Origin of the sequence: Kitasatospora sp. NPDC127067, from assembly GCF_042724755.1 — a bacterium.
GTDB classification, from domain to species: Bacteria; Actinomycetota; Actinomycetes; order Streptomycetales; family Streptomycetaceae; genus Kitasatospora; species Kitasatospora lactacystinica.
In genome coordinates this window covers 47,146-60,480 of record NZ_JBHXEM010000040.1, presented here as the reverse complement: position 1 = coordinate 60,480, position 13,335 = coordinate 47,146, and the positions used below count along the sequence as shown (strand labels likewise).

10 protein-coding genes are annotated in these 13,335 nt (G+C 74.9%); 5 read left to right on the top strand and 5 right to left on the bottom strand.

Annotated features, from left to right (window positions below; translation table 11 throughout):
- Positions 1 to 94: 94 nt before the first annotated feature.
- From ACFWJ4_RS18345 to ACFWJ4_RS18330, 4 genes are all read right to left on the bottom strand, one after another.
- Complete coding sequence (locus ACFWJ4_RS18345; protein WP_380545114.1) at positions 95 to 1,285, bottom strand: aminotransferase class V-fold PLP-dependent enzyme; 1,191 nt, start codon at positions 1,283 to 1,285, stop codon at positions 95 to 97.
- A 12-nt stretch (positions 1,286 to 1,297) separates the two neighbouring features.
- Positions 1,298 to 2,632 carry a pyridoxal-phosphate dependent enzyme gene (locus ACFWJ4_RS18340; RefSeq protein WP_380545113.1) on the bottom strand — a complete coding sequence of 445 codons (1,335 nt, stop codon included), beginning with the start codon at positions 2,630 to 2,632 and terminating at the stop codon, positions 1,298 to 1,300.
- Entirely contained in the window at positions 2,629 to 4,158 is a 1,530-nt protein-coding gene (locus ACFWJ4_RS18335; RefSeq protein WP_380545111.1) for a Y4yA family PLP-dependent enzyme, read from the bottom strand. Before ACFWJ4_RS18335 ends, ACFWJ4_RS18340 begins: the two co-directional genes overlap by 4 nt.
- 293 nt (positions 4,159 to 4,451) lie before the next feature.
- Positions 4,452 to 5,210, bottom strand: a complete 759-nt coding sequence (locus ACFWJ4_RS18330) for a class I SAM-dependent methyltransferase (protein ID WP_380545109.1) — start codon at positions 5,208 to 5,210, stop codon at positions 4,452 to 4,454.
- A gap of 313 nt (positions 5,211 to 5,523) precedes the next feature.
- Between ACFWJ4_RS18330 and ACFWJ4_RS18325 the strand changes: the two genes are divergently transcribed.
- Positions 5,524 to 5,982, top strand: coding sequence for a universal stress protein (locus tag ACFWJ4_RS18325; RefSeq protein ID WP_380545108.1), 459 nt, complete (start codon positions 5,524 to 5,526; stop codon positions 5,980 to 5,982).
- 36 nt (positions 5,983 to 6,018) lie between these two features.
- Here the strand turns inward: ACFWJ4_RS18325 and ACFWJ4_RS18320 are convergent, their stop codons facing one another.
- A complete protein-coding gene (locus tag ACFWJ4_RS18320) occupies positions 6,019 to 7,065 on the bottom strand; it encodes a lactonase family protein (RefSeq protein WP_380545106.1) in 1,047 nt (348 codons plus the stop codon).
- A 273-nt stretch (positions 7,066 to 7,338) separates the two neighbouring features.
- Here ACFWJ4_RS18320 and ACFWJ4_RS18315 point away from each other — a divergent pair, with 273 nt between their 5' ends.
- The 4 genes from ACFWJ4_RS18315 to ACFWJ4_RS18300 all read left to right on the top strand — a co-directional run bounded on the left by ACFWJ4_RS18315 (position 7,339) and on the right by ACFWJ4_RS18300 (position 13,261).
- A complete protein-coding gene (locus tag ACFWJ4_RS18315; protein ID WP_380545104.1) occupies positions 7,339 to 9,168 on the top strand; it encodes a glycoside hydrolase family 15 protein in 1,830 nt (609 codons plus the stop codon).
- On the top strand, positions 9,165 to 10,535 hold the full coding sequence (locus tag ACFWJ4_RS18310) for a glucose-6-phosphate dehydrogenase (protein WP_380545102.1): 1,371 nt from the start codon (positions 9,165 to 9,167) through the stop codon (positions 10,533 to 10,535). The genes ACFWJ4_RS18315 and ACFWJ4_RS18310 overlap by 4 nt, the downstream gene beginning before the upstream one ends.
- 8 nt (positions 10,536 to 10,543) lie before the next feature.
- Complete coding sequence (locus ACFWJ4_RS18305; RefSeq protein WP_380545100.1) at positions 10,544 to 11,095, top strand: gluconokinase; 552 nt, start codon at positions 10,544 to 10,546, stop codon at positions 11,093 to 11,095.
- A 798-nt stretch (positions 11,096 to 11,893) separates the two neighbouring features.
- Positions 11,894 to 13,261, top strand: coding sequence for a serine hydrolase domain-containing protein (locus tag ACFWJ4_RS18300; RefSeq protein WP_380545098.1), 1,368 nt, complete (start codon positions 11,894 to 11,896; stop codon positions 13,259 to 13,261).
- Positions 13,262 to 13,335: the final 74 nt, after the last annotated feature.

Below are 13,335 nucleotides of genomic sequence, written 5' to 3'. Positions count from 1 at the left end.
GAACCCCCCGGGGTTTGTCCCGCCCCGCGGGCGCCCCCCCACCCCCCGCGGGTCCCGCGCCGGGGGGGGCCCCCCCCGCCCCCGGCCCGGGCCGCTACCGCAGCCCGCGCAGCACGGAGAGCAGCCGGTCGATCTCCTCCGGGCCGTTGTAGACGTGCAGGCTCACCCGCACCGAGCTCTCGCGCTCCCCGGCCCTTGCCTGGCAGTGGCCGTCGGCGCGCACCATCAGGCCGTGGCTGTCGAGGACGAAGCCCAGGTCGTTGGAGCCGATCCCGCGGTGCCGGAAGGTGACGATGCCCTCGCGCTGCTGGACCCGGGAGTCGGCGGCCAGACTCGACCGGCAGCCGAGGACCTCGTACGGGTCCAGGGTGCGCAGCCCGTCGGTGAGCCGGGCGGCCAGGGCGGTGTTCCACCGCCGGACGCGGTCCGGCCCGGCGGCGTCGAGCCAGTCCAGGGCGGCCTCCAGAGCGGCGATCCCGCAGGTGTTGGGCGTGCCGTTCCAGCCGCCGGGGGTGAAGACCGGGCCCCGGGTGTTGCGGGCCCACACCGCGCCGGTGCCGGGCAGGGCCATGGCCTTGTGTCCGGAGAAGACCACGAAGTCGACGTCCAGCGTGCCGACGTCCACCGGCAGGTGGCCGACGCTCTGCGCGGCGTCCAGGCAGATCGGCACGTCCGGGCCGACCGCGGCCCGGATGCGGTGGACGTTCATGTCGCCGCCGTACACGTGGTGCACATGGGTGGCGGCGACGAACGCCGTGCGGTCGGTGACGAGTCCGGCCAGCGCGCGGTGGTCGTAGTCGTGGGAGGCCGGGTCGTACGGCAGCTCGCGCACCGTGATGCGCACGCCCTGGCCGGCCAGCAACCGCTGGGCCTCCAGCCAGGGCAGCGCGTTCGCCTGGTGGTCGGCGAACGGCACGATGATCTCGTCGCCGTCCCGCAGGTGGTGGGGGAGCCAGTCCCGGGCCACCGTGCGCAGCCCCTCGGTCGTGCCGCTGACGAAGTGGACGCCGGAGTGCTGCTGCGGTGCCGGGTCGCCGAGGAAGCGGGCGACCCGGGTGCGGGTGCGGTCGACCAGTGCGGTGGTGGCGTTGGCCCAGGTGTAGGTGCCGCGGCCGGCGTTGGCGTTGGCGGTGGTCAGGTAGCGCTGGACGGCGTCGAGCACCGCCCGGGGCTTCTGCGAGGTGGCCGCGCTGTCCAGGTAGGCCCGGTCCGGGTTGCCGGTGATGATGGGGAACTGCGCCCGCAGGTCGCGGTGCCAGTCGTGGAGCTCGGTGAGGGTGGTCATGGCCGGCTCCGCTCAGTCCCGGACCAGTGGGGCGCCCGCGTCGCGCCAGGCGATGATGCCGCCGGTGAGGCTGCGCGCGTCCCGGTGTCCCATCCGGGCGAGCAGCGCGGCGTACCGGGCGGACTTCTCGCCGACCGGGCAGGCCAGCAGCACCGGCTGGTTGGTTCCGAACGGCAGTCCGCCGTGCAGGAGTTCGTCGAACAGCTCGTCGGCGATGTTGATCGAGCCCTCGATGTGCAGGGCGGCGTAGGCGAACGGACCGCGCAGGTCGACCACGAGCGGCCGGTCCTCGGCGATCCACTTCCGGGCGGCGTCGACCTCGACGGTCCGGGCGGCGGCCAGTTCGGCCGGGGTCACGGCCTCCACCGAGTTCGGTCGGGCGGGCTGGTTGAACAGCTCGGGCCGGCGGCGGCGGACGTAGCTGAGGTAGCTCTCCACCCGGTCGCAGACGATGAAGACGGCGGTGTGCCGTTCGCCGCTCGCCCGTCGCGTCAAGTCGGCGTCCACGGTGCGCAGGTGGCGCAGTGCGCCGAAGAGGGCGCCGCCGCCGGTCGGGCCGGCCGGCAGGCCGCAGCGGCGCAGCAGGGTGAGCATGCCCTCGATGGCCTGGTCGGAGGTGACCGACGCGATGGCGTCGTAGGTGGCGGGGTCGAACAGCCCGACCTCGTGCACCTCGTCGATGGTGCGGATGCCGGGGATGAAGTCGGACTTGTGGGCGACCAGTCCGAGCACCTCGACGGCCGGGTTGTGGGCGCGCAGCACGGCGGCGACGCCGGTGGACGAACCGGCGGTGCCGACGCAGGCGATGAAGTGGTCGGGGGCGCGGCCGTCGAGGTCCCGGACGATCTCCGGCCCGGTGCCGGTGAGGTGGGCGTCGAGGTTGAGCGGGCTGTAGTACTGGTCGGTGTGCAGGTAGCCGGAGTCCGTCTCGGAGAGCATCCGGTGGATGCGGGTGAGCGGGTCGTCGGTGTCGGTCGGGTCGAGGCACTCGGTGCGGCCGGGCAGTTCCTCGATCTCCGCGCCCAGCAGCAGGAGCAGGTCCTTGACCTCGGGGACCTTCATCCGGTTGGTGACGCTCTTGAAGGGCAGTCCGTGCAGGCCGGCGATCAGTGCGAGCGCCTTGGCGGTGTTGCCGCTCGACAGTTCCACGACGGTGTCGCCGCGTTCGACGGCGCCGGGCAGGGCCTCGCGGGTCATGTTCCAGGCGGCGCGGTCCTTGACGGATCCGAACGGGTTGAGCATCTCCAGCTTGGCGTACAGGTCGATGTGCCGCAGGCCGGTGACCGCCGGGTCGATCCGGACCAGCGGGGTGTTGCCGATCGCGTCGGTGATGCTGTCGTACCTCATGCCTGTCCGTCCCCCCGGTGTCCTGCGGCGGCCGTCACGTCGACGGGCCAGTACTGCTCGTCCAGGCGCCAGCGCCAGGCGCCGTCCTGCCGGTACGCGGCGACCTTGCGCGCCACGGGCTGGCGCAGCGCGCGGCCGGCGCTGAAGTCCATGAGGTAGCCCGCGGTGTTGGCGAAGGCGAGCAGGTCGCCGGGGGCGGGGAGGCGGGGCAGGAAGACCGTCCGGCGGGTGATCAGGTCGGTCTCCAGGCAGAGGTTGCCGATCAGGTAGACCCCGACCGGGTCCCCCGGTGAGTCGTCCGGTGAGCCGTCCTGCGGGCCGTCCGACGCACAGGGAGTGGCCGGCGCACCGGGCCGGGGGATCAGCAGAGGGTCCATCAGCAGCCCGTGCTCCTCCAGGCCGACGTCCCGCGCGTTCATCTCCAGCCGCACCAGGTGCTCGCCGGCCGCCGTGTGCCGGACCTCCAGGACGCGGGCGAGGGTGGCCCCGCACTGGTCGGCCAGCGCCCGGCCGGGTTCCACCGCCAGGTCGTACAGGTTCTCCAGCAGCAGGGTGCCGAGCGGCCGTCCGAGCGTGGGCGCCGGGTAGGAGAGCAGTTCGTCCAGGTAGGCCTCGGCGGCCACGGGGCGGTGCGCCGGGTACAGGCCGAGGGTGCCGCGCAGTCTGCCGGACTCGTTGCGCAGCCCGTAGCCGTGGCCCTGCCAGGTCAGCGCGGGCCGCTTGCCCAGGACGGCATGGGTCAGTTCGGTGGTGTACCGCTCCCACTGGCCGGCGTCGGCGAGGTAGTCGACCCCGAACCCGCCGCCGATGTCGACGGTGCGGGGCCGCAGCCCCCGGCGCCGGCACTCGTTCAGCACCGTGATGCAGGTTTCCAGGGCGACGGCCTTCTCCGGTACGCCGGTGGTGTCCAGGTGGTAGGCGACGCCGGTCGTCTCCACGGCGTCCCGGTGGCGTTCGAGCGCGTCGAGCAGCTCCGTCAGCTCGCCGACGTCGGTGCCGAACCGGCTCGGCCGGGTGAGCACGGTGGTCCCCGGTGCCCGGAAGCCCGACAGCCGGGGCATGACGCGCACCGGGGGCAGGGCCTGTTTGCGCACCAGGTCGGCCAGGTCGTCGAGTTCGGCGCGGGAGTCCAGGTGGACGGTGACGCCGGTGCGGGCCGCCAGCCAGAGGTACTCGCGGTTCTTCGGCCCGGTCGCCATGATCCGCTCGGGTGGGCAGCCGGCTCCGAGCACGTGCTGGAGCTCGGCGAGCGAGGCGACGTCCAGTCCGGCGTCGGTGGCGGCGAGCCGGCGGACCAGGGCGCTGGAGCGGTTCGCCTTGTGGGCGAAGTGGATCCGGCCGGTGAGGTGGTGCTTGCGGTAGACGGCCTGGAAGCGTGCCAGGTTCTCGGCGATCTGCTCGGGCAGGAGCAGGTTGAGGGGCGATCCCAGGGCGTCGGTGAGGGTGTGGAGGAGGTCGCGTTCCTCCAGGAGGGATCGGAGCGGGGGCTCCAGCCGTGGTTCGAGATACAGCGGTAAGGGCCGCATGCGAAACCAGCTCTCCGTGAGAAGTCGGCGGAGGGGGCCGCAGCCGCCGACAGGCTGCCCCGTGTCGGCCCGCGTCCCCCGGCGGTCCGCGCGTCGGCGTGGCGCGCGCGGTCGGACGCCGCGTGCGGCTCCCACCGCGGCGGGCGTCGGCGACCGAGGGAAACGCTAACCGTTTCCCTGGGTGATCAACAGGGCGCGTGTGTCACGCGCTCGCAAAGACTGTGCCGGTACGGAAGTCGGTGCTCCGGATCGCTGTCCGGACGGGTCGCTCCGGATCGCTTTCCGGGCCGGGGTCAGCGCAGGGCGACGAGGACGGAGCTGGTGCCGTACTGCCACACCGGTCCGGCCTGCCGGAAGCCGGCCTCCCGCAGCAGTTCGCCGTGCCGGGCGGCCGACAGGCCGTTGCCGGCGCCGTCGGTCGGGGGCAGCTGCCGCTCGCGGGCCGTCAGCAGGTCGGCGAACTCGGGGACCCGCCCGGCCGCGGCCCACCACTGGGACCAGTCCTCGGCGGCTTCGGCGCCCCGGCGCTGGGCGCGGCGCCGGCCGATCGCGAGGGCGAGCTCGGCGAGCGGCCGGTCCTCGGGGATCAGGTGGTCGCCGTTGACCAGGACGCCGCCGGGCCGCAGCGCGCCCGCGAGGTCGCGGTAGATCCCGAGCAGCGCGTCCGGCGGTGGGTAGTGCAGCGCGGTGGTGGACACCACGGCGTCCAGCGGGCGGTCGAGCCCGAGGTCCCCGACCCAGCCCGGGCGGCCGATCAGGGTCTCGATCCAGCGGGCGACCTCGGGGTGCCGGGCGCGGCCGAGGGCGAGCAGCAGCGGGTCGATGTCGACGGCGAGGATCTCGGCGTGCGGCAGGCGGGCGGCGACGCGCGCCGACAGCGAGCCGGGGCCGCTGCCGAGATCGGCGACGAGCGGCCGTCCGCGGTGTCCGACGGTCTGTTCCAGTACGTCGGCGATGACGGTGAAGCGCTCCTCGCGCTCCACCGCGTACCGCTCCTGCTGGCGCTCCCAGCGGTCCACCCAGGTCCCGGCCAGCGCGGCGTCCACTCGCATCCCGACTCCCGCCGTGTCCGTGCGCATTCGAGGCTTCGCCTTCTGCCAGTGTTTGTCATGTTCATATGGCCCCGCAACCGGTCCGGCACGGGGGATCCGGCGAAACGATATCCGTTTTCATGTGCAGGTTTCCAGTCGGTGCGCCCGCGCCGCCGACCCGGGGCCCGCCCGTCGTCGGCCGCGGCCCACCCACCCGCCCGGACCAGCCGCACTGCGCGCCCGGTGCGGTCGGTACCAGGCTGGACACCGAGCCCGGTGACGGCGGACCACCGACCGGTGCGATCCTCCGCCACCGTCGAGTCGAGGAGGAGCCATGGCCGACCGGCCTGAGGACAAGGGCCGCATCGTGGTCGGGGTGGACGGCTCGGAGCCGTCCCGGCGGGCGCTGCGCTGGGCCGTGCGCCAGGCGGAGCTCACCGGCGGTGCGGTGGTGGCGGTGATCGCCTGGGAGTACCCGACGTACCACGGCGCGCGCGGCTGGTTCCCCCCGGGGATCACCGACGAGGCGGCGCTGGAGGGCCGGGCGCGGCAGGAGGCCGACCGGACCGTCCGGCAGGCCGTGGGGGAGCGGCCGCCGGTCGAGGTGCGCACCGAGGCGCGCCACGGCACCCCGGCGGGGGCGCTGGTCGAGGCGGCCCGGGGGGCGGACCTGCTGGTGGTGGGCAGCCGCGGCCTCGGGGGCTTCACCGGGATGCTGCTGGGCTCGGTGGCGCAGCACTGCACCCGGCACGCCACCGTCCCGGTCGTGGTGGTCCGCGCCGAGGACGAGTGAGCTGCCGGGCGCCCGGAGACGGGCCGGGCGCCGCGGTCAGCCGAAGAGCACGGTGGACGCCGACGGGACGGCCAGCGAGCCCGCCCGGTGGGGGACGCCCGTCACGCCGTCCACCTCGAACCAGGTGACGTCGCCGGAATGCTCGTTCGCCGCGTACAGGCGGGTGCCCGTGGGGCCCAGCACCAGGTCCCGCGGCCAGCGGCCGCCGCAGGGCACCGAGGTGACCACCCGGGCCCGCTCGCCCGTCCCGTCGAGGGCGAGCACCACGATGGTGTCGGTGCCGCGCTCCGCCGCCCACAGGAACCGGCCGTCGGGGGAGACCACCGGGGCCGACGGGGAGACCGGGCCTTCGACGCCCTCGGGGAACAGCGGGACCTCCGCGACCGGTTCGAGGGCCCCGGCCGCCGCGTCCCAGCGGCAGACCGTCACCACGGGGCGCAGCTCGCCGAGCACGTACGCGTGGCGGCCGGAGGGGTGGAAGGCCAGGTGCCGAGGACCGGTGCCGGGCGGCAGCGCGGTCTCCGAGTGCGGGGCCGGCCCTCCCGTCGCCGGGTCCAGGGCGCAGATCCGCACCGAGTCGGTGCCGAGGTCGACCGCGAGCACCCAGCGCCCCGACGGGTCGGGGAGCACCTGGTGGGCGTGCGGGGCCCGTTGGCGGTCCGGGTGCGGGCCGCTGCCCCGGTGGCGCAGCACGGTGCTCGGGGGCCGCGGGGTGCCGTCGGCGGCGAGCGGCAGCACACTGACGCTGCCGGAGCCGTAGTTGGCGGTCAGCAGCTGGCCCTGGAAGAGGCTCAGGTGGGTGGGGTGGTCCCCGTCCACCGGGACCGGGGCGCCGAGCGGGCGGGGAACCGGACCGGCGATGTCGTAGGCGGTGACGGCGCCCGGCTCCGTCTCGGACACGGCGTAGAGCACGGGGCCGCCCGTCGCGAGCCCGAGGGCGAGGTAGGAGGGGTCCACGGCGTCGACGGCCCCGGTGGCGGTCAGCGCCCCGGTGTCCGGGTCCAGCGCGGCCAGGACGATCCCGCGCCCGCCCGTCGAGGTGAACGACCCGATGAAGGCCCGCCCCGCGCCCCTGTCCACCACAGCAACCTCCGCCGTCCGTCGTCCGTGCTCAGACGCTAGCAGTTGCCCCACCGTGCCCGGCAGGGCCGCGCGGGCAGCGGCGGGCCGCGGGGGCCGGGGTCTTTCACCGGAATGCACCGCAGCCGGCAGCGGCCGGATCGCGGACCGGCCCGATCCCCGGGAAGGTGGGAGCCGTCGGCCGCGCGGCCGGTCACCGGCCGCCGGCGGAGCGGGAGCCGCACCGGGACCACCCCCCCTTCGACCGACTCCCCGGCACTGCGGAAGCGAGGCGGCATGCACGACCCCGACCCACCGTTCCGGCCGGTGCGCCGGCGCCGGGGCTACCCGCCGCTGGAGGACCTCGGCCTGATCGGGAACGGCGCGACCGCCGCCCTGGTCGGCCTGGACGGTGCCATCCCGTGGCTGTGCCTGCCCCGGTTCGACTCCGAACCGCTGTTCTGCGGCCTGCTGGACCACGCGCGCGGCGGGCACTTCACCCTCGCCCCGGAGGACCTCATCGAGGCCAGGCAGCGCTACGAACCGGACACCGGCGTCCTGATCACCGAACTGCGCGGCCCCACCGGCCTGGTGCGCGTCACCGACGCGCTGACCCTGCGCTCCGGCGCCGACCTCACCGACGACGTCCCGGCCGACCGGGGCGAACTCGTGCGCTCCGCCGTGGTGCTGGACGGGACCGTCCGGCTGCGCGCCGAACTGGAGCCGCGCGGCGGCGCGCAGGCCCGGTCCCTGTTCAGCGGACTGGAGGTGCGGCCCCACCGGCGCCCGGACCTGCGCCTGCACCTGCGCTCCAACCGTCCGCTGACCGGCCTGCACAGCACCCACGAGCTGCGGCAGGGCGAACGCCTGGACCTCGTGCTGTCCTGGGGCCGCTTCCACCGCCACCACCGCTTCGACACCGACGCGACCCTGAAAGGCACCGCCGAGGCCTGGCGGCGCTGGATGGGGCACTTCTCGTACGACGGCCCCCGGGAGCCCCTGGTCCGGCGGGCCGCGATCACCCTGAAGCTCTGCGACGACTGGGCCAACGGCTCGCTGGTCGCGGCGCCCACCTCCTCGCTGCCCGCGCCGATCGGCGGGATCCGCAACTGGGACTACCGCTACAGCTGGATCCGCGACGCGGCGTTCGCCGTGTTCGCGCTGCGCCGGATCGGCTTCCGGGGCGAGGCCGACGCCTTCCTCGGCTGGGTCCTGGACGCCTTCGAGGCCAGCCGGGGGCCCCGGATCATGTACGACCTGCGGGGCGGCCCGGTGCCGGACGAGATCGAGGACGGCGAACTGGAGGGCTACCAGCGCTCCGCCCCGGTGCGCTGGGGCAACGGCGCGACCGACCAGCGCCAGCACGACGTGTACGGCGAGATCCTGGACTGCGCCGAGCAGTGGCTGCGTGCCGGCGGCGAGATCCAGCCCGCGCTCTGGGCCGGCCTGGCCAAGCTGGCCGACACCGCCGGGCAGGCCTGGCGGCAGCCGGACCAGGGCATCTGGGAGGTGCGCAGCGAGGGCCGGGTGTTCACCTACTCGGCGGGCCTGTGCCAGGTGGCCCTCGACCGGGCCGCGCGGATCGGCGAGCGGCTCGGCCGGCCCGCCGGGACGGACCGCTGGCGCGCCTCGGCCGAGGAGCTGCGCCGGCTCGTCCTGGAGCAGTCCTGGGACGAGGACGCCGGGACCCTCAGCGCCCACCTGGACGGCGGCGGCGCGCTGGACGCGAGCCTGCTCGCGCTGCCGCTGCGCCAGGTGGTGCCGGCCGACCACCCGCGGATGGTGGCGACCGCCGCGGCCGTGGCCGAGCGCCTGTCGGCGGGCGGCGGGCTGCTCTACCGCTACCTCCACGAGGAGTCCCCGGACGGCCTGCCGGGCGACGAGGGCGCCTTCGTCCTGTGCAGCTTCTGGCTGGTCGAGAACCTGGTCGGCCAGGGCCGGATCGAGGAGGCGGAGGAGCTGTACGACTCGCTGTGCTCCCGGGCGAGCCCGCTGGGGCTGATGTCCGAGCAGATCAACCCGTCCACAGGAGAGTTCATGGGCAACTTCCCCCAGGCGTTCAGCCACATCGGGATCATCGCCGGCGGCGTGAGCATCGGCCGGGCGAGGGCCGGAGGGCGGGGATGATCGACCGGCTCGCGATCCTCGGCGCGACCGGGGACCTCAGCGCCCGCTTCCTGCTGCCGGCGCTGGCCGCGCTGCGGGCGGCGGGACACGTCGGCGACTCGCTGCGGGTGACCGGGGCGAGCAGGGAGGACTGGGACACCGAGCGGTACCGCGGCTGGGCCGCGGCCCGGCTCGACCGGCACGGCGGCGACCTCCCGGCCGGGGCCAGGGAGGCGGTGGCGGCCGCCGTCCGCTACCGGCGGGCCGACGTCACCGACCCCGCGGACGTGGCCGCGGTCGTCGCCGGCGAGGGACCGGTGGCCGTCTACCTCGCCCTCCCGCCGGCCCTCTTCCCCGCCGTGATCACCGCCCTGCACGCGGCGGGCCTGCCGGCCGGCAGCCGGATCGTGCTGGAGAAGCCGTTCGGCGAGGACCTGGCCGGCGCCCAGGAGCTGAACCGGCTGCTCGCCGACCTCCTGCCGGAGCGGGCGGTGTTCCGGGTCGACCACTTCCTGGCCATGACGACCGTCCAGAACGTCCTGGGCAGCCGACTGGCCAACCGGGTGCTGGAGCCGATCTGGAACAGCACCCACATCTCCGAGGTGGACATCGTCTGGGACGAGACGCTGGCGCTGGAGGGCCGGGCCGGGTACTACGACCAGGTCGGAGCGCTCAAGGACATGATCCAGAACCACCTGCTGCAGCTGCTCTGCCTGGTGGCCATGGAGCCGCCGATCACGCTCGGCGAACGGGACCTGCGCAACCGCAAGGTGGACGTGCTGCGCTCCGTACGGCCGCTGACCGAGCACGACGTGGTGCACCGCACCCGCCGGGCCCGCTACCTGCCCGGCCGGATCGGGGAGCGCGACGTCCCCGCCTACGCCGAGGAGGAGGGCGTCGACCCGGAGCGCCGCACCGAGACCTTCGCCGAGGTGGAACTGGAGCTGACCAGCTGGCGGTGGGCCGGGACGAGGTTCCGGCTGCGCAGCGGCAAGGCCCTGGGCGAGGACCGCAAGGAGGTCGCGGTGCACTTCCGCCCGGTGCCCCACCTGCCGTTCGGCCGGGGTGAGGAGGCCCGGCCCAACGTGCTGCGCTTCGAACTGGAGCCGGAGGGGCTGACCCTGGACCTGACCGGCATCGGCGCCCACGCCCACGGGCTGGCCCCGTTCTCGATGACCGCGCGGATGGACCCGCAGGAGCTGCCCGCGTACGGCCGGCTGCTGCTGGACGTCCTGAACGGGGACCCGGCGCTGTCCATCCGCGGCGACGAGGCGGAGGAGGCCTGGCGGGTGCTGGAACCGGTGCTGACCGGCTGGGAGCGGGGCCTGGTGCCGCTGGAGGAGTACCCGGCCGGCTCGCAGGGGCCGCCCCCGCAGTTCTGGGGGTAGGGGCGCCGATGGCCCCGGGCAACGAGCGCCGCGCCCCGTGCGTCGTGGTCATGGGGGTGGCCGGCACCGGCAAGTCGACGGTGGGCCGGCTGCTCGCGGAGCGCCTGGAGGTGCCCTTCGCGGACGGGGACGACTTCCACCGGCCGGACTCCATCGCCCGGATGGCGGCCGGCATCCCGCTCGACGACGGGCGGCGCCGGCCCTGGCTGGAGGCCGTCGGGCGGTGGCTGCGCGAACGGGAAGCGGCGGGCACCGGCGGTGTGGTCAGCTGCTCCGCGCTGAAGCGGCGCTACCGGGACGTCCTGCGGGAGGCCGGCCCGGACGCCTTCTTCCTGCATCTGACGGGGAGCCGCGAGCTGCTGGCGGAGCGGATCGGCGGGCGCACCGGCCACTTCATGCCGGGGTCGCTGCTCGGTTCGCAGCTCGCCGCGCTCGAACCGCTCCAGCCGGACGAGCGGGGTGCGGTGCTGGACGTCGGCCCGGCCCCCGGGGTGCTCGTCGACGCCGCGCTGGACCTGTTGTCGCGTCCGGGTGGTTTCACTCACGGCTCACCCGATTGATTCCGTTGTATTCCGGCACTTCCGTCACAGTCGTCCGGGAAATCACTCGGATATTGCTGCGAATAGCTGTTCGAGTGGCTGGTGAGATCTGAACCTCATATTTTCGGCCAAAGAATTCGAGCCCGTTCTCGGGTGCTCCGGGCACGGCCGGGAGTCGCACCAGGGATTTTGGCGTTCCGATTACCGACGGAGTCGCTTTCCGTTCAATCGGAAGGGGTTGCGAGCGGCTGACCCGCCGTGAAGACTGTTGCGCGTTCGTCGTCCGGGCGTTCGGGACGGCAGGGATTCTGCGGCTCCCCGGCCGCGTCGGCGCGTTCCGCACGACGGGTGCGGGGACGGATCGCAAACAGGGGGGATGGACATGCCGGGTACGGCCATTGCGCAGGTGGGGGCCGGGAGAGCGGCTGGTCGCCGGGGGACGGGATTCTGTCCGACCGTTCCGGCGGGGTAAGGGTATTCGGCCGTTCGCGGTTCACCGCGTGCCGGCCCGCCGTTCATCGTGCGGCGGGGAATTCGGGTCGCATTCGCACCGTCCGCCCCGGGCACGTCGATGCGCCCCCGGAACGGCTCCGCGAGGGCGGGTGCGGCGCCCGGCCGCGGGTGTCCCGGGGATTCCCGATGCCGGGCCGGCCGGTCGCGGGCGACGGGGCTTCCCACGATTCCCCTCGTTCCCGCGCGTCCTGAAGCGGGCGGCGCCGACGGCCGGAAATTCCCCGCTGTGCCGCACTCCAATCCGCAATTCCCTTGCGGGCGCCCGGCGCGCCCGCACCCGAGAACCAGTCAACGGGAGCTTCCGCCATGCCCTATGCCAGTCCGGCGCCCGTACGAGAACGGGTGCCGCAGGTCCTGCGCAGCGAGCTGCAGCACCGGCTCGACGCGCTCGCGCGCGCCCACCGGGTGCCCGGTGCCCAGCTGGTGCTGGACACCGGCGCGGAGACCGTCGCCCTGCACACCGGGGTGGCCGACACCGCCACCATGGAGCCCTTCACCGAGGACACCGCCGTTCCGGTGGGATCGCTCACCAAGCCCTACACGGCCGCCCTGGTGATGCTGCTCGCCGACGACGGCGACCTCGACCTCGACGAGCCGGCCGCCGAGCACCTTCCGGAGCTCCGGCAGCTGCCTGAAGTAACGATTCGTCACCTCCTGGGCCACACCGGCGGACTGCCCACCGGGCCGGACTCCGACGCCGCCGCCCGCACCACCGCCACCCGCTACCTGTCCGCCGTGTGCACCGCCCCGGACGCGCTGTTCCGGCCCGGGACGGACTTCTCCTACTCCAACGCCGGCTACGTCGCCGCCGGGCGCCTGGTCGAGACGGTGACCGGGATGCCCTGGCAGGAGGCGGTGCGCGCCCTGCTGCTCGAACCCTTCGGCACCGGGCCGGTCTTCGTCGACACGGCCGCGCCCGGGCGACCGGTCGCCGCCGGCCACGCGCTCAACGCCGCGACCGGCCGGCCCCGGGCGGTCCGGCAGAACCTGGCCCCGCTGGAAGCCCCGGCCGGCGCCCTGCTGGCCGGCGCCGCGGACCTCGCCGCCCTCGGCGCCGCCCTGGTCGGCCGCTCCAAGACGCTGCCCCCGGACGTCGCCGAGCTGATGCGCCGCCCCCAGCCCGCCGCCCGGCCGGGAGCGCTCGCGGACGGCTGGGGCGCCGGCGTGGCGCTCTACCGGCAGGACGGGCGGTTCTGGTGCGGCCACGACGGCAACGCCATGGGCACCTCCTGCCACCTGCGGGCCGACCCGGACAGCGGAGTGGTGGTCGCCTTCACCGGCAACGCCGGCGCCGCCACCGCGCTCTGGCGCGAACTCGCAGCCGAACTGGAGGAGTCGGCCGGGCTGCGGGTGCCCGCGGCGATCGAACCGGTGGACGCGCGCGGGCCCGTGCCGCTCGCCGAACCCGCGACCCTGGCCGGATGCGCGGGCGACTACCGCAACGGCTCGGTCCGCTACCGGATCGAGGCGGCCGGCGACGGAACCGCCACCCTCTCGGTCGACGGCGACCCGCCGATCCCGCTGCGCTGCTACACCGACCTCTCCTACGACCTGCTCGCCCCCGACACCGGCCGCCCCGAGCCCGGCGGACGCTTCCACCGGGACCTGGCCACCGGCCGCGTCGACCGGGTGCAGGTCTCCGGGCGCACGGCCCGCCGGGCCGCCTCCGGCTGAGCCGGTCGGCCCCGCAGCCGTAGGCCCGATCCCCGCACCGCCGCACCACCGTTTTGCCGTGTTCCCGTTCCCCT